This is a genomic window from Bradyrhizobium sp. USDA 4502, assembly GCF_054063355.1.
This window is the reverse complement of the sequence record NZ_JBSSGF010000001.1, coordinates 2,602,121-2,624,186: the sequence shown is the minus strand read 5'-3', so window position 1 is coordinate 2,624,186 and position 22,066 is coordinate 2,602,121. Positions and strand designations below refer to the sequence as shown.

Below are 22,066 nucleotides of genomic sequence, written 5' to 3'. Positions count from 1 at the left end.
GCCCCACGCGGCCGGGGCGATGCGGCGCCTTCGACTTTCGGACCAAACTGCCGGGACCGTTGCGGCGACTCCCGCATCATAAACCCAAGCTTAATGCACGCCCGCTACGGTTGAGGCCTCCCCCTCTCTCGTCAAGAATGGCGCGCATCCCATGAAAATCGGTACTCTCCTGACGGCCGCGATCGTCTCATTGTCCGCGGTCGGCGGCGGACTGGCGGCCTATGTCGCGGTGACCAAGTACCAGACCATGGACAAGGTCTCGACCGCGCAGAGCCGGCTCGAAATCGTCCGCGCCGTCGGCGACATCCCGCGCTACATGAACTCCGAACGCGGCATGTCCACCAACCTCTTGTTCAGTACCGGCGCGATCGACCAGAAGCAGATCACCGATCTCGACAAGCTGCGCAAGCTGACCGACGGCGCGCTCGCCAAGGTCAATCAGGTCCGCGCCACGCTGCCCGGCTCGCTCGACGACGGCGAAGCGGTTGCGAGCGCGATCGATGCGCTGAAGGCCAAGTTCGCCGCGCTCCGCGACGCGATCGAGAAAGCGATCGCAGGTCCGCTCGACGCCCGCCGTCCGGCGGCAACCAAGATCGTCGCCGACAACTCCGTCTTCAACGCCGGCGTCACCGTGCTGCTCGACGAGCAGGTGCGCCGCCTCGCCGGCCTTGACGGCAACGCCTACCGCCAGGCCAGCTACGCCAATGTCGCCTGGACCCTGCGCGACACCGGCGGCCTCAATGCCAGCCTGCACAAGGCGCTGGTCGGCGCCAAGCGCGTCGCGACCGAACAGGAAAAGCTGGAGCTGTTCCGCAGCACCGGCCGCACCGAGCAGATCCTCTCGACGCTGCAGGAGTTGCGCAACAATCCGGCGACATCAGCCAATGTCCTGACGGCGCTGGGCAAGATGCAGGCCGACTATGTCGAGCGTTTCGGCAAGGCCCTGAAGCTCGCCAAGGAAGGCGCGATCTCCGGCAAGTATGAGCAGGACGTCGAGACCTACTATGCCGAGTCCCAGATCGGGCTCGCCTCCATCATCACCGTGCGCGACGCATTCTACGAGAATGCCGAGCAAGGCCTTGCGGGCGCCTATTCGTCGGCGCGCTTCAGCTTCGTGGTGGCGCTGATCGGGCTGCTCGCGGTCGTTGCCGTCAGTGCCGGCCTGATCGTCATGGTCCGCCGCCGCATCCTCAACCCGATCGCGGCCCTCACCGGCCGGATGTCGCGTCTTGCCGCGGGCGAAGTTGCCGAGACGATCCCGGGCGCCGCGCGCAAGGACGAGATCGGCGCGATGGCCGCCGCCGTGCAGGTGTTCAAGGACAACAAGATCGAAGCCGATCGCCTCGCTGCCGAGAAGGAAGCCGAGAACGACGTCAAGATGCGCCGCGCCCGCGTGCTCGACGATCTGACCCGCGCCTTCGAAGCCAAGGTCACCGAGCTGGTCGGCGGATTGTCCGCGGCATCCTCGGTGATGGAGGACACGGCGCAATCGATGTCGGCCACCGCCGCCGCCACCAACCGCCAGGCCGCCGTCGTCGCAGCGGCGTCCGATCAGACCTCGACCAACGTGCAGACGGTGGCGAGCGCCACCGAGGAGCTGACCTCCTCGATCTCGGAGATCGCCCGCCAGGTCGCGACCTCGACCGAGATCGCCGCGCGCGCGGTCGATCATGCCCGGCGCACCGGCGACACCGCGCGCTCGCTGGCCGAGGGCGCGCAGAAGATCGGCGACGTCGTGACGCTGATCCAGAGCATCGCGGCACAGACCAATTTGCTGGCGCTCAACGCCACCATCGAGGCGGCCCGCGCCGGCGAGGCCGGCCGCGGCTTTGCCGTGGTCGCGTCCGAGGTGAAGTCGCTGGCCGGCCAGACCGCGAAGGCAACCACGGAGATCTCCGAGCAGATCACCGCGATCCAGACCGCGAGCGACGAGACCGTGACGGCGATCCGGAGCGTCATCGACGTCATCACCGAGATCGACCAGATCGGCACCGCGATCGCCGCTGCGATCGAGGAACAGGGCTCGGCGACCAAGGAGATCTCACGCAGTGTTCAGGAAGCCGCGCGCGGCACGCAGGAGGTCAATTCCAACATCTCCGGCGTGCAGCGCGCCGCGGACGACACCGGCGGCGCCGCGAACCAGGTGCTCGGCGCAGCCGAACAGCTCTCGACGCAGTCCAAGGACCTCGCCGGCCAGGTCAACCGCTTCCTGTCCGACGTGCGGGCGGCGTAACCGAGAGCACGTGGTGACCACGTGGCAGGTTTTCTCCTCGTCATTGCGAGGAGCGACAGCGACGAAGCAATCCATGTCTCCACTGCGGCACGATGGATTGCTTCGCTTGCGCTCGCAATGACGGGTTTGCTTGAGGGCCGCGCGCCCTGCTAGCCGCCGCGCAAGCCGAGCACGCGGCGGGCGATCGCCTGGCGATGGACCTCGCTCGGGCCTTCGTAGACCCGCATCAGGCGGGCCTTCTGCCACAGCGCGTTCAGCGGCAATTCCAGCGTGACGCCGAGCGCGCCGAGCGTCTGCATGGCTTGGTCGCAGGCGTCATAGGCCATCTCGGTCGCGAACACCTTGATCATCGAGGCCTCGTGGCGGATGTCCTCGCCGCGGTCGGTCTTGTCGGCAGCCTCGCGCACCATCAGCCGGCACGCATGCATGCGCGTGGAGATATCGGCAATCCACCACTGGATCGCCTGGCGCTCGGCGAGCTTGACGCCGAAGGTCTCGCGCTGCCTGGCGTGCTCGCACATCATGTCGAGCGCACGCTTGGTGATGCCGACGCAGGTCGATCCCATCTCGAGCCGCCGCGTGCGCAGCCGCAGCTGCATCGGCGCATAGCCCTTGCCGACCTCGCCCAGCACGGAGTCCTTCGGGATGCGGCAATCCTCGAACACGATCTCGTAGGTCGAGCCGCCGACCATCGGAATCTCGCGCTCGATGATGAAGCCCGCCGTGCCCTTCTCGACGATGAAGGAGGTGATGCCGCCCTGGCGCTGATCGTTGCCGACCCGCGCCATCACGATGATGAAGTCGGCGGCGCGTGCATTGCTGATCCAGATCTTGCGGCCGTTGAGCACCCACTGTTCGCCTTCGAGCACCGCGCGCGTCTTCATGCCCGCGGGATCGCCGCCGGCGCCGGGCTCGGAGATCGCGATCGCCGAGGCCATCCGGCCTTCGATATAGGGCTGCAGATATTTCTTCTTCTGCGCGTCGGTACCGACCGCCTGCAGCATGCGCAGGTTCGGCGAGTCCGGCGGCAGCACGAACGGCACGCAACTGCGGCCGAGTTCTTCGTGCACCGCAGCCATCGTGCGCGTCGGCAGGTCGTGGCCACCGAGATCCTCGGGCGCATCGAGGCCCCAGAGGCCGAGCTCCTTCGAGACGTCGCGCAGCCGCTTGCGCTGTTCCGACGTGAGCTCGGGGTGATCGCTGCCGGGCAGCTTCGATTTCAGATAGTGCGGCTCGAGCGGGATCAGTTCGCGATCGACGAATCTCGCGACGGTCTCGCGGATCATGGCTGTCTGTTCATCGTCGCTCATCTGGGATTCCTCGCCCGCGCTGGTGCTTCAAAAAACCAGTAGCGCATTTTTTACCGGCGAGAATAGCGGAAACGCGCAGCCGTGCTCACGCTCGCGCGATGGTTTCACGGCGCGGAATTCAATATCCCGCGGCGTGGTCGGCGCGTACGCAAATGCGCCGGACACGCCCGTGCATCGCGCAACCGAGCGTGCCGCACGAGGTTGTTCCCCTGAGCAAGCGAACGACGCGGCGCTAATCGGCAAAGCCGACGTAGCGGACAAAATCGTTGTTGGCCTCGCGGTCGGAGCGTACCGCATTGGCGGCAAAGCCGTCGTCGGGATAGCCCATTGCGACGCAGGTCATGATCACCTCGTCTTCCGGGATGTCGGCGACCTCGCGCACGATGTCGGAGCGCATGATGCCCTGGCCGTTGATCACGCTGCCAAGGCCGCGATCCCAGGCTGCCAGCACGATGCCGTAGCAGAGCGCGCCGAGATCGAAATGGCAGACCGCGCCCGGATCGAGGATCCGGTCGTAGGTCAGGACCAGCGACACCGGGGCGTCGAACTGGCGGAAGCCGCGCAGCACCCAATCCTGCCGCATCGGCTTGTCGTCGCGGGCGATCCCCATCGCCCCGAACAGCTTCTTAGCGATGTCGACCTGGCGGCCGCGGTGCACGCCCTGGTATTCGCCATGGCTGACGATGTCGCGCTTCACCTTGGCACCGGCGACCATCTCTTCCATGTTGCGGCGGCGCACTTCCTCCAGCGGCGCCCCGGTCAGGACGTGGACGTGCCAGGGCTGGGTGTTCATCGAGGACGGCGCGCGCTTGGCCACCTCGATGATCTCCTCGACCGTCGCCCGCGACACCGGCTGCTGCTTGAACCCGCGCACGCTTTTGCGTGACTGTACCAGCGTCTCGAATTCCATTCCGCGCTTCCCCGATTTTGTTCCGCGCTGCACGCGGAATTTCCTTGATCTGATCGGGGTATTTTATCGACAAAATCGGCCATGGGAACTTGATCGGGCCAGGAATCCCGTATCCAATCCGGCCGCTGGTTTGGTTTAGGGAGAACCCAGATGAAGCGGATTTTCTTGGCGGCCGTGATCGCGACCTTTGCCGCCGGTTCGGCATTTGCACAGGACGCCTCCTGCGAGACGAAAGCCGTCGGCAAGGACGGCAAGCCGCTGGCCGGCGCGGCCAAGACCTCGTTCATGAAGAAGTGTACGACGGACGCCTGCGAGACCAAGGCGGTCGGCTCCGACGGCAAGAAGCTCGCCGGCGCGGCCAAGACCTCGTTCATGAAGAAGTGCCAGAGCGGCGCCTGAGCCCCTCGACGGGCGTCTACACGCCCCAACAATCGGGAACAGACCATCGGGTCGCGCCGGGCCGCGGCCCGATCGGCTTTTGGCGGTAGAGGGCCGCTGGACGGGACGCGTATTCTGAGGCGCCCTCAGAACGAGACGCCGACCCGCACGCCCCTGCTCCAGACCCGCCGGCAACGCTTCCGGGTGTTGCCGTGAAACATTTCGAAACGTTCCGGCAACTGGGTCGGCTTGGCAAATTCCAGGCACGCTCCGCCGGCGGAATAGTCCACCAGCCGGCATTCGATCAGCGGCGCCTTCGGTTCAAGCTGGAGCTTGACCACGCTGGATACGCATCCGCTCGGACGAACACGCGCAAATCTCCGGGGATGCATTGCCGTCGCCTCTGGTGAAATCGTACCCACAGGCTCGTCGGCGGCCGTTAAGATTCCGTTCAGATCGATGGTTACGAACCGTGTCCGCGGGACGGATCGGCGCGGGTGGCGCCCGGACGGCGCGAGGCGGCCAGCGTCTCCGACGGCGCTTCCCCGAACTGCGACCGATAGCTGCGCGAAAAATCGCTCAAGTGCCAAAATCCGTAGGCCAGCGCGCACGTCTTGACGCTCGGCGCACCGGCCAGCAGTTGCTGGCGCACCAGCCAGAGCCGGCGCAACCGCAAATAGCGATGCAGGCTGACGCCCCGGTAGCGCTGGATGGCGTCATGCAGCGTGCGCACCGACACGCCGATCTGCCTGGCAAGTTCGCCGCTGTAGATCGGGTGCGCCACGTCGCCTGCCAGAATTGCGCGCGCGTCGTTGAAGACCTTGAACTGGCGCGTCGTGTTGGCCCGCGTCGTCCACTTGGCCGGCACGATCTCGGCGAAGGCGTTGTCGATCGCGGCAAGCAGCGTCTCCTTGATCGACTCGCCGCTAGCGAACTGGGCATCCTCGGTCGGCTGCGAGGTCACGAGCAGGATGTGCCTTACCACTTCACGCAGCCGATCCTGCGCGCGTTGAGAAATTTCGTGGATGCTGAAATGAAGACCCGCCCGCGGCCAGCCGCGGTCGACAATCTCCGGCGTGAACATCACCGAGGCATATTGGCGGGGCGTCTCCTCCACCGAGGTGTAGAACGCGCCGCCGCCACCGAGCACAATGACCGCGCGATCGCGCTCGACGCCGTTGAAGCGGATCGGGACCCCGTCATCCATCGTGAAGCCGACCGCAGTGGTGTGCGGCGCAAGCTGTGCGTCGACGATCCGCGGAAAGGACTGCGTGTAGTTGAGCTCGCATCCCGGCAAACTCAGGATGACCTGCTCGGCCGAAATCTTCCGCGCAAGTGGCGTGAAATCAACATCCAGATTTCGGATCGAACTCCGGAATGCATCAACATCGTCAAAACGAAAGACTCTCGGCACCGGTAATGGCGCCGTCAAATGACCGCTCCCGTGAAATGCTCTTGAAAAATTGCGCGCGACGCGGCGCCTTGCGCGCCGGCCGCATCAATAAATTCCATGCACAAAATGCGAATCGTCCAATAGGTTCAATCAGGAAAAATGCGGTCCGTTCGTCGAACCGGACAATCCGCCAATGTAACGCGGCTGCCGAATTTCGATAGTCTTTAGCGGGATATCCACCGCCGCAATCGGCCCTCCCCATCAATTTCTATACCCCTATTAAAGATTCGAGGAGCAAATTGGCATCGGGAACGATGATGTTCCTCGTCGCGGACCATTTTAGAGACCGCAATGACAGTTATTGCCTCGCCCGATCTTATTGCCAAACTCGACCATGTCTTGAAAGCTGGCTCGCCCGACCTCCGCACGCGCATGCTGCAGGAGGTGGCCGGGTTGTTTCTCGAAGACGCTCACCGCCTCAGCGCGCACCACGTCGAGATGTTCGACGGCATCCTGGTCCGCCTGACCGAGAGCGTCGAACTACGGACCCTGACCACGCTCAGCCGCTCGTTTGCCGATTTGCGCCTGGTGCCGCGGGAACTCGCGCGCCGTCTGGCCAACCATGACGACGCCGATGTCGCCGCTCCGATCCTGCGCAAATGCGAATGCCTCCCCGATGCCGACCTGATCGACATCGCCTGGATGCGGGCCGAGGGACACCTCTGCGCGATCGCAGGACGCAAGGCCGTCAATGCGGAGCTCACGGACATTCTCCTGATGCGAGGCGACAGCAGCGTGCTTCGAGTCCTCGCGCGCAATCCCGGCGCTGATCTGACCAGCGCAGGCCTCGCCATGATGGTCGATGCCGCCGAGCGCGACGACGACATCGCCGACGCGCTGATATCGCGCAGCGACCTGCCCCATCGCGTTCTTGTCGACCTCGTGATGCGATCAACGCCGCGCCAACAGGCCCGGCTGCTCAAACGCGCACGCCTCGACATTCAGGACGCGATCCGCGCTGCGATCGATGCCAGCGCAGCCCGCGCCTCCGCAACCCCACCAGCCACAATCGACTATGCGGAGGCGCGGGCCACCGTGCTGGCCTTGAACAGAACCGGGCGGTTGAACGATTCCAGCGTCAACCGTTTCGCGATCAGGCGAGAGGTCCGCAACGTCGTTGCGGCGCTGGCGCAGCTCGCAACCGTTCCGATCGAGACGATCGCACCGCTGATGGAAGCCGCCGACATCAGCGGGCTCGTGATCGCCTGCCGCGCATCGCGACTGAACTGGAACACGACGGCTGCCATCGTCAGCTACCGGAAGGCCGGGCTGACGGTTGCACCCGAGGAGCTGCAGCGCGCACGGGACATGTTTGAAGGACTGGCGCTATCCAACGCGCAGCGCACGATCCGGTTTGGTTCGCTTAGCGAGCTGACCGCGAAGCGCTCCCAGGCAGTGTGAGTGATGCAATGACGTATGGTGACCGCAGGGCGGAGCGCGTCAAGCTCGAGACGCGCTATCCCGTCAATCTCATGGGTGTCGACGGCACGTGGCGGCGGAGTTGCATCCTGCTCGACGTCTCGCAGAGCGGGGCCCGGCTCGAGGTCGACGGATCGCTCGATGTGCTGAAGGCCCAGGAGTTCTTCCTGGTGCTGTCCTCGCGTGGACTGGCCTTCCGCCGCTGCGAGCTGGTTCGCGTCGACGGTGCCGAGATCGGCGTGAGGTTCATCGAAGAGAGACGGCGAAAGGGACGCCCCGTCATTCCAAGGTGAGGATTGCCGCAACCGGCCCGAAGGGAAGTTGACGACATGACCGTACAGAGAGCGACCAACATCAGGGTATCGACCACCTCCGCCGCACCGTTGCGCGGGACCATCGAGATCGACTGCGCCGGCACCGTCGCGACGTTTGCGATCGACGAGGAAATGGCGCATCGCCTGTGCGCCGATCTGGAACGGTTTCTGACCCAGGTCCCGCGCCGGACCCGCGCAGCGCGGTGACCTTGAGCTACCGACTGTCGCGCGCCTACTCCCGCTTGAAGCGATAGTCGAAGCGATCGCCATCCGCCTTGATCAGGCCGACCGTCGGGGCCGGAAAATGGATCGGCAGGATCAGCGTGTCGGTCTCGGCAACGGAGGCAAAGAATTTCCGCCGCGATATCGCCGACTGCTTCGGGTCCCAATCGGGCTTGGCCGACCATTCCGGTTCGCGGCACTGGATTGCATGGTGCATCAGGTCTCCGGCGACCACCGCGCGCTGCCCCTTCGAGAAGATGTTGATGCAGCAATGGCAGGGCGAATGGCCCGGGGTCGGCGTCAGCGTCACGGTGTCGTCGAGCGCGTAGTCGTCGTCGACCAGGAGCGCCTGCCCGGCCTCGACGATCGGCAGGCAATTGTCGCGGAACACCGTACCGGGCGGATTGGCGCCCTTGGCGTTCTCGGCCTCCCAGGCCGCATACTCGCCCTTGTGGAAGACGTATTTCGCGTTCGGGAAGGTCGGCACCCAGCGCCCGTCGCGCAGCGTCGTATTCCAGCCGGTGTGGTCGATGTGCAGATGGGTGCAGAACACATAATCGATCTGCTCATAGGAGATGCCGAGCGCAAACAGCTCGTTGCGCCAGCGCTCCTTGCCCGGGAAGTCGAACGGCGGCGGGTGGCCCTTGTCCTCGCCGGTGCAGGTATCGACCAGGATGGTGTAACGCGGCGTCCGCACCACGAAGGTCTGATAGGTGATCATCATCATGCCGCGCGCGGCGTCGAAGACCTCCGGCTCCATCGTCTTCAGATGATACTTGAACACATCGTCGTTGTAGGTCGGGAAGAAATCCTGCGGCCGCCGCCACGGTCCTTCGCGCTCGATCACCGCGTCGATCGTGATGTCGCCGATCCTGATCTGCTTCATGGTTGTTTCGCTCCCGGTTTTTTGTAAAGCGTAGCGGGCGGCACCTCGCCTCACAAGCCGAGCGCCGTGCAGCACGCCATGCGGCTTTGCATTGCTGGAAGGAAACAACCATGCCGCAATTCATCCGAAATCCTGTTCATGCTGCGGGAATGACCCATCGCGCGATTCCGATCGTCCTCCTGATGCTTACGACATTGCCGACAGCGGCGGCAGCCGCGCCCGACACCGTTTTCTTTCCGAGCGCCGACGGCAAGACCGAGATCGTCGGCTACCTGTTCAGGCCGCAAAAGCCGGGTCCGCACCCCGCGATCGTGCTGCTGCACGGCCGCGGCGGCCCCTATTCGACCAACGTCAACAAGGACTGCACGCTGGTGTCGCGGACCAATCCGTCGGCGGCCTGCAATGCCGGCAGCCTGTCCAAGCGCCACGCGATGTGGGGACAGTATTGGGCCGACCACGGCTATTTCGCGCTGCTGCCGGACAGTTTTGGTCCGCGCGGCAAGGCGCACGGCTTCGGCCGCTTCACGCATGACGATCCTGATCGCAGCGACGTCAATGAAAGGACCGTGCGGCCGCTCGACGCCGAGGGCGCGCTGAGCTGGCTGCGCAGCCAGCAGGAGATCAGCGGCAACCGCATCTTCCTGCAGGGATGGTCGAACGGCGGCAGCACCGCGCTGAACGTGATGCAGCGGCAAGGCGCGGCGACGTCGGGCTATCGTGCCGCGCTCGTGTTCTATCCGGGCTGCGGGCCGGCCGCGCTGCTGGCGCAGACGCTCAGGTCGGCAGCACCGATCACGATGTTGCTCGGCACGGACGACGAGGAAGTATCGCCCGACCGCTGCCGGGACGTCGCCAGCCGCTCCATTGCCGCCGGCAGCAAGATCGACGTCGTGGTTTATCCGGGTGCCACCCACGATTTCGACGATCCCGGCCGTCGCCGCCAGTCGAATCTCGCCAACAGCGCGGCGCTCCAGGACGCGATGGTGCGGGCGATTGCCGCAGTGGACGGCTTGAAGGATTAGGCCGCCGCAAATCGACCAGAAAGCACCCCTACCCGGGCCGGCGATCCAGCAAGGAACCGAGTCGCTTGGGCAGGAAACTGAAATACGCGGCAGCGACGATCGTCGCCGTCGCCGCCGCAATCTACCTCAACAACACCAGCCTTCTCGCAACGCATGCCGGCGGCAAGCCGGTGCTGCTCGCCCATCGCGGCATGGCGCAGCGTTTCGACGAGCGCGACCTCAGGAACGACACCTGCACCGCGGCGCGCATGCTGCCGCCGAGCCATGACTATCTCGAGAACACGGTCCGCTCGATGCAAGCGAGCTTCGAGCGCGGCGCCGATATCGTCGAGCTCGACGTCCATCCGACGACCGACGGCGAGTTCGCGGTGTTTCACGACTGGACCGTCGATTGCCGCACCGATGGCCAGGGCGTCACCCGCGAACAGCCGATGGCGCGGCTGAAGATGCTCGATATCGGCTATGGCTACACGGCCGATGGCGGCAAGACCTTCCCGTTCCGCGGCAAGGGCATCGGCCTGATGCCGTCGCTGGACGAGGTGCTTAAGACCTTTCCGGATCGCCGGCTCTTGATCAACGTCAAGAGCCGCGATCCCGCCGAGGGCGAGAAGCTCGCAACGGTCTTGAACCGGCTCGCCGCCGAGCGGCGCAAGCTGATCTTGGTTTATGGCGGCGACGAGCCGATCGAGACGATCCGGCGGCTTGCGCTGGAAACCCGCACCATTTCCCGCGCGGCGCTCAAGAGCTGCCTCATCCGCTATATCGGCTATGGCTGGACCGGCATCGTGCCTGATGCCTGCCGCAACGCCATCGTGCTGGTGCCGATCAACTACGCGCCATGGCTATGGGGATGGCCGGACCGCTTCCTCAACCGCATGGCCGCAGCCAACAGCGCGGTCTTCGTGCTCGGGCCTTATCAGGGCGGCGAATTCTCGACCGGGGTTGACGATGCCGACCTGTTCAGGCGCCTGCCCGAAAGCTATTCCGGCGGGATCTGGACCAACGAGATCGAGACCATCGCCCGCCTCGCCGGGCGTTAGATCCGGCCTCCTCCTGTCATCTCTCCGTCATAGAAATTGTGCGACTGAAGCGGCTCGTCGCATCGAGGACAACGCTATGAACGCACCGAGCCTGACCCGCCCCAAGATCGCCGAAACCGTCATCGAGCCGACGGTCAAGCTGCGCGAGGTCAGGGTCGGACGTTGCTGTGAGGTTCTCGGCGACACCGCGATCGAATACACCGAGCTTGGCGACTACTCCTATCTCGGCAGCGGCTGCATCGTCGCCGACGCCGTGATCGGCCGCTTCTGCGCGATTGCGGCGCAGGTCCGGATCGGCGCGCCCAATCATCCGCTCGAGCGCCCCTCCCAGCATCGCTTCACCTATTGTCCGGAATATTACACCGCCTCAGCCGAGCGCGATCATGACTTCTTCAGGAACCGACGCGCGGATCGCGTCGTGATCGGTAACGACGTCTGGATCGGCCACGGCGTGATCGTGCTGCCCGGCGTCACCGTCGGAGACGGCGCGGTGCTGGCGGCCGGCGCCGTGGTCTCGCGCGATGTCGCGCCCTACACCATCGTCGGCGGCGTGCCGGCCCGGCCGATCAAGGAGCGGTTCAACCGAAAGATCGCCGCCGAGCTGTCGCAGATCGCCTGGTGGAACTGGCCGGCTGAAACCCTCTGGGAGCGCCTGCCGGAATTCCAGTCCGGCGACGTCGAGGCGTTTTGCGCGCGATGGCGGACTTGAGCATAGGACTGACGCGGATTTCGCTTCGCTCCATCCGGGCTACGGGATAGAGCCGTTTGACTTCGTAGCCCGGATGGAGCGAAGCGAAATCCGGGGTAAGCTAGCCGCATGGTACAATATCGGCGTAACTTCATACCCGGCGGCACGTTCTTCTTCACAGTCACATTGGAAGATCGGACTTCGTCGCTACTGGTCGAACAAGGCGGGCTGTTGCGCGATGCCTTTCGCGCAGCGCGCGCCAAGAAGCCGTTCACGCTGGATGCCATCGTGATCCTGCCAGATCACCTGCATACGGTCATGACACTACCACCCGGCGACAGCGACTTCCCGGATCGCTGGCGGCAGATCAAGAGTTACTTCACGCGCGCCGTTGTTGCCGCCGGCGTGCCGCTCTCGGTAAACCACCGCGGCGAGTACCCGCTTTGGCAGCGACGGTTTTGGGAACACACCATCCGTAATGAACGCGATCTCGAACGTTGCGTCGACTACGTCCATTACAATCCGACCAAACACCGCCTCGTTTCCTCGCCTGTCGACTGGCAACACACGTCTCTTCACCGATATGTCCGGGGTGGGATATTGCCGGCTGATTGGGGCGGTAGCGGAGCTATGGACAACGACGACTTCGGCGAGCGGAAGGACTGACCCGGATTTCGCTTCGCTTCATCCGGGCTACGAAGTGGGCGGGGTAATCGCGAACGCTAGCTCCGCAGTCCCGGCGCTTCCTGGCCGGTACGCGCGACATATTCAGTGTAGCCGCCGCCATATTGATGGATGCCGTCAGGGGTCAGCTCCAGCACGCGGTTGGAGAGCGCGGCGAGGAAGTGCCGGTCGTGCGAGACGAACAGCATCGTGCCCTCGAACTCGGAGAGCGCATTGATCAGCATCTCCTTGGTGGCGAGATCGAGATGGTTGGTCGGCTCGTCCAGCACCAGGAAGTTCGGCGGATCGAACAGCATCTTGGCCATCACCAGCCGCGCCTTCTCGCCGCCCGAGAGCACCCGGCACTTCTTCTCGACGTCGTCGCCGGAGAAGCCGAAGCAGCCGGCGAGCGCGCGAAGGCTGCCCTGGCCGGCCTGCGGAAACGCGTCCTCCAGCGACTGGAACACGGTGCGCTCGCCATCGAGCAGGTCCATCGCATGCTGGGCGAAATAGCCCATCTTGACGCTGCCGCCGACCGCGACCGCGCCGTCGTCGGGCTCGGTTGAACCGGCGACCAGCTTCAGGAGCGTCGACTTGCCGGCACCGTTGATGCCCATCACGCACCAGCGCTCCTTGCGACGGATCATGAAGTCGAGGCCGTCATAAATGCGCTTGCTGCCATAGGCCTTGTGGACGTTCTTCAGGCTGACGACATCCTCGCCCGAGCGCGGTGCCGGCTGAAATTCGAACGCCACGGTCTGCCGCCGCCGCGGCGGCTCGACCCGTTCGATCTTGTCGAGCTTCTTGACCCGGCTCTGCACCTGGGCGGCGTGCGAGGCGCGCGCCTTGAAGCGCTCGATGAATTTGATCTCCTTGGCGAGCATTGCCTGCTGCCGCTCGAACTGCGCCTGCTGCTGCTTGTCGGAGAGCGCGCGCTGCTGTTCGTAGAACTCGTAATTGCCGGAATAGGTGGTGAGCTGGCCGGCGTCGATCTCGACCACCTTGTTGATGATCCGGTTGATGAACTCGCGGTCATGCGAGGTCATCAGCAACGCGCCCTCATAGCCTTTCAGGAACTGCTCGAGCCAGATCAGGCTTTCGAGATCGAGATGGTTGCTCGGCTCGTCGAGCAGCATGACGTCCGGACGCATCAAGAGGATGCGCGCCAGCGCCACCCGCATCTTCCAGCCGCCGGAGAGTTTGCCGACGTCGCCGTCCATCATCTCCTGGCTGAAGCCGAGACCAGCCAGCGCCTCGCGCGCGCGGCCGTCGAGCGCATAGCCGTCGAGCTCCTCGAACTGATGCTGCACCTCGCCATAGCGCGCGATGATATCGTCCATCTCGTCGGCCTTGTCGGGGTCGGCCATCGCGGCCTCGAGTTCCCTGAGTTCGGCCGCGACCACGCTGACGGGCCCTGCCCCATCCATCACCTCGGCGACCGCGCTGCGGCCGGACATCTCGCCGACATCCTGGCTGAAATAGCCGATCGAGATGCCGCGATCGAGCGAGACCTGGCCCTCGTCCGGGATTTCCCGGCCCGAGATCATCCGGAACAGCGTGGTCTTGCCGGCGCCGTTCGGCCCGACGAGGCCGATCTTCTCGCCCTTCTGGAGCGCCGCGGAGGCTTCGATGAAGAGGATCTGGTGGCCGACTTGCTTGGAGACGTTATCGAGGCGGATCATGCTCTAATACTGGGGAACTGAGGGTTTGCGGCCTCTTATTCGATCTGGGACGTGGGTGGAAGCCCATTCCGCAGGTTCGTGCCGCGTTTCGTGCATGCCACGATCGTTGCCAATCGAATATGACATGAAGCGGTTCGACGATCGGTTTTGGGGCATCTTATGCAAGTCTGGTTTCTCTATCTGCTCGCGCTCGGCGCCGGCATCTGCGTCGCCGTTCAGCAGGTCCTGAACGGCAATCTCAGGTCAGCCCTCAACTCGCCGGCCTGGGCCGGGCTCGTCAGCTATCTCGGCGGGCTCGTGACGATGGCGGTCGTGCTGGTCGCGACGCGCGAGCCGGTGCCGTCCTGGAAGCTGGTGACGGCGGTGCCGTGGTGGGCCTGGAGCGGCGGCGTCCTCGGCGGCATCTTTATCCTGCTGATGATCCTGCTGCTGCCGCCACTCGGCGCCGCGACCCTGCTGGCACTGGTGGTTGCGGGTCAAATGCTCGCGGGCATCGCGATGGACCATTTCGGCTTGTTCGGGCTGGCGCAGCACCCGGTGTCGGTTTCACGGCTGGCCGGCATCGCGCTGATCATCGGCGGCGTGCTTCTGATCAAGGATTGACGGGCTCTCGTCAGGCGCGGCGCATCAGGCGCAATTCGGCGGACAGGCGAAGGCTGCGCTTGCCGGCCAGCGCGATGCCTTCGAGCTCGGCACCGTCCGCACGGCACGAACCGGCAAAACCGATGCCGACTTCATAACCGCCGAACACCGGGTACTCGCCCTTCGCCGGCGTATGCTCCTGGTTGACGATCTCGCCTCGCCAGCGGCCATCGGCCGACGAATACGAACCGAGATAGTAGAAGAACGCATCGCCGCCGAGGATGCGGCCGTCCATCAGCAGCATGACCCCGGTGAGCCCGGCATCGACACCGTCGAGCGCGCGCAGATGGATCGAGTACAGTCCGTTGACGATGCCGCCGGGACCGACCGCCCCGCGCGGCGGCAAGGCCTCGTCGTCGAGCGGCGCCAAATTCGCCCAGAACACGCCGTCCGGCATGGCGTCAGCCTTGCCCTCGAGCAGGATGGTGGACCCCTCGCTCCTGCCGCGCACCTTGATGACGGTGACGTCGGCGCCCATCAGCGGCTTGAAGTTCGGATCGTCATTGTGGCGCTCGGTGATCACCTCGGCGGCGATCTCGCCTTCCGTCACCTGATAGGTGCCGAGATGGGCAAAGGCCGAATTGCCGCCCAGCATCCTGCCGTCATGCATGCACATGATGCTGCGGCCGAATGCGCCGTTGATGCCGTACTCGACCTTGTAAAGTCCGTTGAGCACGCAAAAAATCCAAAAAAAATAAAATTGATTCTGTTCGCCACATAGCACCGGGCCGAACGCCGCACCATTGCGTCTTTTGGCGCAGGCAAACCCGCGATGTCCGGGTGTGGACAGCGGCCGATTCGTCGCTTAGCTGTAGGCACCGCCCGCGTCGTGCTGCGTCACGCGGGATCCGGTCTGCCGGTTCTCTACTCTCCCAGTTCATTGTGTCCAAGCATTTGCGCATTCCGCCAATGGTCGCGCGGCCGCACCCGGCCTCGACACAGGCGAGGCTTCGAGGAGCATCACATGATCAATCGCCTTGGCCTGGCCGCCGCGCTGGCGCTGCTGCTCGGCAGCGGTGGCACAGCCCTGGCGCAGTCGCTGCCCGACTATATGGGACCGATCTCCGGTAAGACCTCATCAACGCCGGCCGACGTCGCGACCAAGGACGTGCTCGCGCTCAACACCGGCATGTTCGAGCTCTATGGCGATGCGGCGCGGATTTTCCAGAAGAACATCCTCGACAAACACCCTGTGATCCTCGGCCTGTTCTCCGGCGCCGGCGGCCGCCTGATCCTGTACCGGCCAGGCAAGCCGCCTACCGAGGCGCCGCAGGTGCCGATCGTCTATCAGCTGCTCAAATCGGTCGGCCACAGCACGATGGCGCTGGCCGAAGTGGTCGGCCCCTATGTCAACAATCCCGACGACAAGGCATGGCGCGGGTCGATGCAGGCCTATCGCAGCCGGATGCAGTCGGCGCTCGACGGGCTCGATGCCACGCCGATGCAGGCGGACTGGCGCGACAACAACCGTGCCATCCTCAAGAACAACATCGCCTTCATGGATGAATGCCTCACCGCCGGCGCGATCCCCTTCGCGACGCTCGAGGCGTTCGGCAAGAAGCAGGCGCCGCTGCTCGCCAAGAACGTCGCCTGGGCCGCGCAGACCCAGGTCGCGCACTGGATGACGGTCATGGCCGACTGGAAATCCCAGCTCGGCGCCGACTGGGACAAGACCTACGGCGCGAGCAACACGATCTATGTAGCGCGGCAGAACAACGTGATCTTCAGCGTGCTGGCGCAGTTCTTCGGGCCTGACGCCATCAACAGCCGCCTGATGCTGATCGAGACGATCTCCTTCACCACGACGCCGTCGGACATGCTGGAGTCGCTGACCCGGATCATCGCGGACCGCTCGGTCGGCGCGCTGTTCTTCGGCAGCTATCACCTGATGGACTATGAGCTGATGGGGGGCGACGCGCGCGAGGCGATCATCGCCGAGACCAAGAAGCGCGGCATGACCGCCTTCCTGCCGCCGCTGGTGCCGTTCGGTTCCAAGCAGTGGCCGACGCTGATCACGCCAGGTCCGGGACCGGCCACCATCGCCGACCTGAAGTGAGCCCAAAGCTACAAGTGAGGCAGCTACGACCTATTGCGGCGTTGCGGTTGCGCTCGCTTTGCCGCAATACTTTCGCGTGTATTGCACCAATTGTTAAACCCCGGCGCGATATGCCGTCGTCGAGGTGTCGATGAAAGATCAGACCATGCGGCCTTCGCGACGCGATTTCGTGAAGTGGTTGTCGGCAGGCGGCATCTCGGTCAGCCTGTCGCATCTGGCGCTGGCGAAGGAACCGGCTTTCGCGACCCGCGAGACGCTGCCCGGCCGCGGCCATTTCAACCCGGCGGAAAAGGGCGCCGGCCGTGTCGACGGCGTCGCCAAGGTCACCGGCGCAAAACTCTACGCGTCCGACTTCCGCGCCGCCGACATGGCGGGCTGGCCCGCGACCACCGCGCACGCCATCCTGGTCCGCGCCGATGACGCGACGCATGTCTATGCCGGCATGGACCTCGCCCGTCTCGATGGTCCGGCAAAGCCGTCGGTTATCGTAACCGCTGCCGATCTCGACCGGATCGGCACGCGGGTCCCGGAGTTCTACACCGGCGACCTGTTCTGCCCGGTCGGCAAGACGCCGCTCTATCTCGGACAACCGGTCGCGCTGTTGATCTTCGAGCAGTTCGACGCCTTCGACCGCGCGCGCCTCGCGCTGCGCGACGGCGGCTTCGTCAAATTCGGCGACGAGACCGGGCCGGTCATCCTGCCGAACTACGGCGCGTATCGCTTCACGCGCGTGGCGGGCGCCTCGCCTGACGCGCCCGACGTCTATTCGCCGATCCAGGCCGGTTGGGTTTCGCCGAGCCGCATCCAGAACGCGGCGCTGCCGGTCTGGCTGCCGCTCGCCAAGGAGACCAAGGCCGACTACGCCAAGGCCGCAACCCATGGCGAAGCGATCCGCGCCCAACTCGCCAAGGACGATCCGACACAGCTCGTGCTCGACCGCGAGTTCGAGACCCAGTCGGTCGATCCGATGTTCCTCGAGCCGGAGAGCGGGCTCGCCTGGTACAGCGACAACAGCGGCAATCTCGAACTGGTGCTCGGCGTGCAGTCGCCCTATGAGGCGACCGAGTCGATCGCCTTCATGCTCGGCAAGGCTCGCCCGCCGTTCCGGCCCTCGCACATCAACGCGCAGTTCGCCCATGTCGGCGGCGGCTTCGGCGGCCGCGACCATACCCCGTTCGTGCTTTACGTGGCGCTGGCGGCGATGTTCTTTCCGGGCCGTCCGGTGCGGCTGGCGCAGGACCGCTACCAGCAATTCCAGGGCGGCATCAAACGCCACCCGATCAAGATGCGCTCGCGGATCGGCATCGATCACGCGAGCGGCAAGATCACGGCATTCGCCGCCGACCATGTGCTCGACGGCGGCGGGCTCGCCAACTTCTCCGCCAATGTCGCGGTCGTTGCCGCGACGGCTGCGATCGGTATCTACGACATCCCGAAAGTCGACGTCACCACCGTGGCGCTGCATTCGCGCGGCGTCACCGCAGGCTCGATGCGCGGCTACGGCACGCTGCAGACCATGACCGCGCTCGAAGTCCTGATCGACGAGGCGGCGAGCGAGCTCAAGGTCGATCCGATCGCATTCCGGCGCAACAATGCGCTGAAGCAGAACGGCCGGACCATGACCGGCAATCCCTACATCGTGTCGGTGCGCACATCAGACATCCTCGACAAGCTCGAGAAGCATCCGATCTGGCGGCAGCGTGCTGACTTCAAGCAGAAGGCGCCGGAGGGGCGGCTGGTCGGCACCGGCGTCGCCTGCGTCACCAAGGATTACGGCTCGGGCGCGGATTGCTCGCTCGGCCGGGTCGAGATCGATGCCGAAGGACGGATCGCGATCCACTGCGACCACGTCGAGATGGGCAACGGCGTCGGCACCGCGCTCGCCAACCGGGTCGCGAGCCATCTCGGCGCCGTCGCCGACGAGGTCGCGGTCTCCCGCGTCGACAGCTACGACGCGCTCGGGCTCGTCACCTCGGGCGATCCCTACACGATGGATCAGAAGACCCAGGATCTCGCCGAGAAGAACCCGCGCTGGGTGCCGGCGATCAGCTCGGCAACCAGCGCGTCGATCGGCGCCCATGTCGGCACGCACTCGTCGGCCGAGGCGGCCCGCGTCATCTTCCGCTTCGGCCTGTGGCCGGCGGCGCTCGAGCTCTGGCACATCGCCAAGGCCGATCCCCGCACCCGCCAATGGGACAAGGCGCACTGGAAGGATGGCCAGCTGGTGCTCGACGATCTCGCGCCGCTACCCTTGCCAAAGCTTGCCGCGACCGCGCATGCGCGCGGCTTCGTCACCGGCGCCATCGCGCACAGCTTCTCGCGCTGGGCCTGGTCGCGCGCCCGCTTCCCGCTGTTCGACGAGCAGTACCGCGCCGAGATCGACGCGCTCGCTGTTCGTCGCGGCCGAAGCCAGTTCGAGCGGATCGACCGAACAAGCGTGAAATTCCCGCCGACCGACAACAACCGGATCGGCACCGCCTACACCTCGATGTGCGGCACGCTGGTCCGCATCGAGATCGAGCGCGCGACTGGCATCTTGCGCATCGCCAGGGCCTACAGCGTGTTCGAATGCGGCCAGGCGCTGGTCCCCGAAGTGGTGCTCGGCCAGTCGCATGGCGGGTTCGCGATGGGCGTCGGCTACGCGTTGCTGGAAACCCTGCCGCCGTTCGAAGGCGGGCCCGGCAACGGGCAGTGGAATCTCGGCCAGTACCTGATCGCGCGCGGCTCCGACCTGCCGCTGCACGATCTCGAGATCGAGATGCTGCCGCCGCTGACGCCGGACGAGCCGCCGAAGGGCATGGCCGAGGTGGTGATGATCCCGATCGTGCCGGCGCTGCTCAACGCCATCAACGATGCCACCGGCCACCGCTTCCGCTCACTGCCGGTGACAACAAGCCTGCTCAAGGGAGCGCTGGCGTGACGACGCTCAACCTTACCATCAACGGCCAGAAGCACGGCCCGATCGAGGTCCGCGACGACCTCTCGATGAACGATTTCCTTCGGGAAATGCTCGGGATGACCGGCACCAAGTTCGGCTGCGGCGCCGCGCAATGCTTGAGCTGTGCCGTTATCATCGATAATCCCGACGGCACGAGCTACACCACCCCGACCTGCGTGGTGCCGGCGGCCAATTTCGACGGCAAGGCGATCCGCACCGTCGAGGGCCACGCCAGGGACGGCGAACTCTCGGCGTTGCAGCGCGCCTTCATCGACCACTTCGCGTTCCAGTGCGGCTATTGCACGGCCGGTTTCCTCAACGAAGGCCAGGTGCTGCTCGAACGGCTGGCGAAGGCGCCGGTGGCGCGGGACCAGCTCGAGAGCGTCATTGCGGATGCGCTCGACGGCCATCTGTGCCGTTGCACCGGCTACATCAAGTATCACCAGGCGGTGCGCGACGTGATCCTCGCCGATTCCAAACGCTATCTGACCGCCAGCAAGTGAGCGCGCAAGAATGCCATCGGAAACGTGGTTTCGGATCGTTGCGGTGCTGACGGCGCTCGCGACCAGCCTGTGCGCAGGCTACGCGGCGTCGGAAAGCGCGAGCCACGCCCTCGCCTCGCCGGAAAGCTTTGCCGGCATCGAGAATGTCGAGCAGCGCTCGGCGGCGATCTTCACCGAGCTCGGCAAGGTGTTGACGCATCCGCGCTGCACCAATTGCCATCCCGCCGGCGACAGCCCGCGGCAGGGCGACATCAGCCGCATGCATCAGCCGCCGGTGACGCGCGGTGCGGACGGCCACGGCAAGGACGCCATGCGCTGCTCGATCTGTCACCAGCACGCCAATTTCGACCCCGGTCGGGTGCCGGGACACCCGGAATGGCACCTTGCGCCGCGCGAGATGGCATGGGCCGGCAAGACCGTCGGCGAGATTTGCGCGCAAATCCGCGACCCCGCGCGCAATGGCGGCCGCAAGGTCGAGGAGCTGGTCGAGCATATCGGCAAGGACACGCTGGTGGGCTGGGCCTGGCATCCCGGCTTCGGCCGCGCACCGGCACCGGGCACGCAGGCGCAGGCCGGCGCGCTGGTCGAGGCCTGGGTGAAGACCGGCGCGGCCTGCCCAGTGCCTTAAGTCGCGCAACTCCGAACTAGTGGCGCTTGAAATACTGCACGTCGCGCTCGTGCTTCTCCGCCGCCGCGCGCGACTTGAAGGTGCCGAGATTGCGGCGCTTGCCGGTCTTCGGATTGACCTTGCGGGAATAGAGCCGGTACTCGCCGGAACTTAGTTTGCGGATCATCGCAACGCCTCGCCAATGCCTTTCGCATGTCAACGACATGCCGCGGAGAGCGTTCCAGTTCGGTTAGAAGCAGAGATTGGTCACGGCATTGCCGCGCTTGTCCTTGATGACATAGGGACAGCGGGCCCGCTCCAGCGCCTTCTTGGCATCCTCGTCGCCGAGCGCCGCCGCCCGCTCGTAATAAGCTTTCGCGGCATCGCTGTCCTTCGGCCCGCCGCGACCGGCCTGCGCGAAGGCGCCCATCCGCTCCAGCGCGCCCGGATGGTTCTGCGCAGCGGCCTTCTCGAACAGCGCCCGCGCGCCGACATCGTCCTGCGCGCCGCCCTGGCCTTCGGCCAGCATCATGCCGAGCTGGTACTGCGCTTCGGCATTGGTCTCGGCGGATTTGGCGAGCAATTCGCGCGCGCGTGCCGGATCAGCTGCCGCGCCGCCGCCGCCGAGCGCGGCGAGATTGCTGACGCCGCGCGCGTTGCCGGCCTGCGCCGCGCGCTCGAACAATTTGCGGGCCTGCGCCTCGTCTTTGGCAACGCCGGTGCCGTTGCCGTAGAGCACGCCGAGCTCGACCATCGCCGAGGTCGAGCCCTTGTCGGCGGCCTTGCGCCAAGCGCTTGCGGCTTCCGCCGTCTGCCGGTTGGCGGCATAGGCCCGGCCGAGCTGGTACATCGCGCGGCGCGACGATCTTGCGGCCACCGCGCAGTACTTGATCGCGGTCGCGATGTCGGCCGACGCGATGTCGGGCACGCCCTTCACGTCGGCCGGCTTGTCGGGATCGGTGGGATCGGCGGCAAGCCGGTCGCACAGCACGAGGTCGGCCGATTGCGCGTGGGCAGACACGGGCGCGGCAAGCGCCGCAGCAAAGACAATCGCGTGAAGTGGTTTGAACATGACCAGCAGGTTGCGTCGCGGTGCGGGC

The 22,066-nt window shown here is 65.4% G+C and carries 23 protein-coding genes; 14 read left to right on the top strand and 9 right to left on the bottom strand.

The window, feature by feature from the left end; genetic code table 11:
* Positions 1–151: 151 nt before the first annotated feature.
* Positions 152–2,233 (top strand): methyl-accepting chemotaxis protein, encoded by a 2,082-nt coding sequence (locus ACVW1B_RS11875; RefSeq protein ID WP_253608864.1) that lies wholly within the window; start codon positions 152–154, stop codon positions 2,231–2,233.
* Positions 2,234–2,382: 149 nt separating this feature from the next.
* On the opposite strand, the gene ACVW1B_RS11870 is transcribed toward ACVW1B_RS11875, so the two are convergent.
* Complete coding sequence (locus tag ACVW1B_RS11870) at positions 2,383–3,543, bottom strand: acyl-CoA dehydrogenase family protein (protein WP_456821620.1); 1,161 nt, start codon at positions 3,541–3,543, stop codon at positions 2,383–2,385.
* A gap of 232 nt (positions 3,544–3,775) precedes the next feature.
* Entirely contained in the window at positions 3,776–4,453 is a 678-nt protein-coding gene (locus tag ACVW1B_RS11865; RefSeq protein WP_456780639.1) for a nitroreductase, read from the bottom strand.
* Between the two features lie 150 nt (positions 4,454–4,603).
* Between ACVW1B_RS11865 and ACVW1B_RS11860 the strand changes: the two genes are divergently transcribed.
* On the top strand, positions 4,604–4,852 hold the full coding sequence (locus ACVW1B_RS11860; protein ID WP_021079659.1) for a hypothetical protein: 249 nt from the start codon (positions 4,604–4,606) through the stop codon (positions 4,850–4,852).
* Between the two features lie 125 nt (positions 4,853–4,977).
* Here ACVW1B_RS11860 and ACVW1B_RS11855 read toward each other — a convergent pair whose 3' ends face one another.
* Positions 4,978–5,223: a hypothetical protein gene (locus ACVW1B_RS11855; protein WP_076832093.1), complete on the bottom strand. Its 246-nt coding sequence runs from the start codon at positions 5,221–5,223 to the stop codon at positions 4,978–4,980.
* A 71-nt stretch (positions 5,224–5,294) separates the two neighbouring features.
* Positions 5,295–6,128, bottom strand: coding sequence for a helix-turn-helix domain-containing protein (locus tag ACVW1B_RS11850; protein WP_456780640.1), 834 nt, complete (start codon positions 6,126–6,128; stop codon positions 5,295–5,297).
* A gap of 447 nt (positions 6,129–6,575) precedes the next feature.
* Between ACVW1B_RS11850 and ACVW1B_RS11845 the strand changes: the two genes are divergently transcribed.
* The 3 genes from ACVW1B_RS11845 to ACVW1B_RS11835 are packed head-to-tail and all read left to right on the top strand — an operon-like array spanning position 6,576 to position 8,224.
* Entirely contained in the window at positions 6,576–7,685 is a 1,110-nt protein-coding gene (locus ACVW1B_RS11845) for a DUF2336 domain-containing protein (protein WP_253608868.1), read from the top strand.
* An 8-nt stretch (positions 7,686–7,693) separates the two neighbouring features.
* Positions 7,694–7,996 carry a PilZ domain-containing protein gene (locus ACVW1B_RS11840; protein WP_253608869.1) on the top strand — a complete coding sequence of 101 codons (303 nt, stop codon included), beginning with the start codon at positions 7,694–7,696 and terminating at the stop codon, positions 7,994–7,996.
* A 36-nt stretch (positions 7,997–8,032) separates the two neighbouring features.
* The gene (locus ACVW1B_RS11835) at positions 8,033–8,224 is read left to right on the top strand and encodes a hypothetical protein (RefSeq protein ID WP_253608870.1); all 192 of its coding nucleotides are present in this window, start codon (positions 8,033–8,035) and stop codon (positions 8,222–8,224) included.
* A 25-nt stretch (positions 8,225–8,249) separates the two neighbouring features.
* On the opposite strand, the gene ACVW1B_RS11830 is transcribed toward ACVW1B_RS11835, so the two are convergent.
* Positions 8,250–9,125, bottom strand: a complete 876-nt coding sequence (locus ACVW1B_RS11830; RefSeq protein ID WP_253608871.1) for an MBL fold metallo-hydrolase — start codon at positions 9,123–9,125, stop codon at positions 8,250–8,252.
* A 110-nt stretch (positions 9,126–9,235) separates the two neighbouring features.
* On the opposite strand from ACVW1B_RS11830, the gene ACVW1B_RS11825 reads away from it, so the two are divergent.
* The 4 genes from ACVW1B_RS11825 (at position 9,236) to ACVW1B_RS11810 (ending at position 12,541) form a co-directional block, all read left to right on the top strand.
* Entirely contained in the window at positions 9,236–10,147 is a 912-nt protein-coding gene (locus tag ACVW1B_RS11825; protein WP_253608872.1) for a dienelactone hydrolase family protein, read from the top strand.
* A 65-nt stretch (positions 10,148–10,212) separates the two neighbouring features.
* Positions 10,213–11,187 (top strand): glycerophosphodiester phosphodiesterase family protein, encoded by a 975-nt coding sequence (locus ACVW1B_RS11820; protein WP_253608873.1) that lies wholly within the window; start codon positions 10,213–10,215, stop codon positions 11,185–11,187.
* A 76-nt stretch (positions 11,188–11,263) separates the two neighbouring features.
* Positions 11,264–11,896, top strand: coding sequence for a DapH/DapD/GlmU-related protein (locus ACVW1B_RS11815; protein WP_253608874.1), 633 nt, complete (start codon positions 11,264–11,266; stop codon positions 11,894–11,896).
* 108 nt (positions 11,897–12,004) lie between these two features.
* Complete coding sequence (locus ACVW1B_RS11810) at positions 12,005–12,541, top strand: REP-associated tyrosine transposase (RefSeq protein ID WP_253608875.1); 537 nt, start codon at positions 12,005–12,007, stop codon at positions 12,539–12,541.
* A gap of 56 nt (positions 12,542–12,597) precedes the next feature.
* Here the strand turns inward: ACVW1B_RS11810 and ACVW1B_RS11805 are convergent, their stop codons facing one another.
* Positions 12,598–14,220 carry an ABC-F family ATP-binding cassette domain-containing protein gene (locus tag ACVW1B_RS11805; RefSeq protein ID WP_253608876.1) on the bottom strand — a complete coding sequence of 541 codons (1,623 nt, stop codon included), beginning with the start codon at positions 14,218–14,220 and terminating at the stop codon, positions 12,598–12,600.
* A gap of 159 nt (positions 14,221–14,379) precedes the next feature.
* Here ACVW1B_RS11805 and ACVW1B_RS11800 point away from each other — a divergent pair, with 159 nt between their 5' ends.
* Positions 14,380–14,823 (top strand): DMT family transporter, encoded by a 444-nt coding sequence (locus tag ACVW1B_RS11800; protein ID WP_016843015.1) that lies wholly within the window; start codon positions 14,380–14,382, stop codon positions 14,821–14,823.
* Between the two features lie 10 nt (positions 14,824–14,833).
* On the opposite strand, the gene ACVW1B_RS11795 is transcribed toward ACVW1B_RS11800, so the two are convergent.
* Positions 14,834–15,538, bottom strand: a complete 705-nt coding sequence (locus tag ACVW1B_RS11795) for a GrlR family regulatory protein (RefSeq protein ID WP_057019933.1) — start codon at positions 15,536–15,538, stop codon at positions 14,834–14,836.
* Between the two features lie 288 nt (positions 15,539–15,826).
* Here ACVW1B_RS11795 and ACVW1B_RS11790 point away from each other — a divergent pair, with 288 nt between their 5' ends.
* The 4 genes from ACVW1B_RS11790 (at position 15,827) to ACVW1B_RS11775 (ending at position 20,987) form a co-directional block, all read left to right on the top strand.
* Positions 15,827–16,918 carry a hypothetical protein gene (locus ACVW1B_RS11790; RefSeq protein ID WP_253608877.1) on the top strand — a complete coding sequence of 364 codons (1,092 nt, stop codon included), beginning with the start codon at positions 15,827–15,829 and terminating at the stop codon, positions 16,916–16,918.
* Between the two features lie 145 nt (positions 16,919–17,063).
* Complete coding sequence (locus ACVW1B_RS11785; protein WP_456823024.1) at positions 17,064–19,838, top strand: xanthine dehydrogenase family protein molybdopterin-binding subunit; 2,775 nt, start codon at positions 17,064–17,066, stop codon at positions 19,836–19,838.
* Complete coding sequence (locus ACVW1B_RS11780; protein WP_253608878.1) at positions 19,835–20,359, top strand: (2Fe-2S)-binding protein; 525 nt, start codon at positions 19,835–19,837, stop codon at positions 20,357–20,359. Before ACVW1B_RS11785 ends, ACVW1B_RS11780 begins: the two co-directional genes overlap by 4 nt.
* Before the next feature lie 10 nt (positions 20,360–20,369).
* A complete protein-coding gene (locus ACVW1B_RS11775) occupies positions 20,370–20,987 on the top strand; it encodes an Isoquinoline 1-oxidoreductase subunit (RefSeq protein ID WP_253608879.1) in 618 nt (205 codons plus the stop codon).
* Between the two features lie 16 nt (positions 20,988–21,003).
* On the opposite strand, the gene ACVW1B_RS11770 is transcribed toward ACVW1B_RS11775, so the two are convergent.
* Both ACVW1B_RS11770 and ACVW1B_RS11765 read right to left on the bottom strand, forming a co-directional pair.
* A complete protein-coding gene (locus ACVW1B_RS11770) occupies positions 21,004–21,153 on the bottom strand; it encodes a hypothetical protein (protein WP_092086355.1) in 150 nt (49 codons plus the stop codon).
* Between the two features lie 63 nt (positions 21,154–21,216).
* Entirely contained in the window at positions 21,217–22,038 is an 822-nt protein-coding gene (locus ACVW1B_RS11765; RefSeq protein ID WP_253608880.1) for a tetratricopeptide repeat protein, read from the bottom strand.
* Positions 22,039–22,066 lie beyond the last annotated feature (28 nt).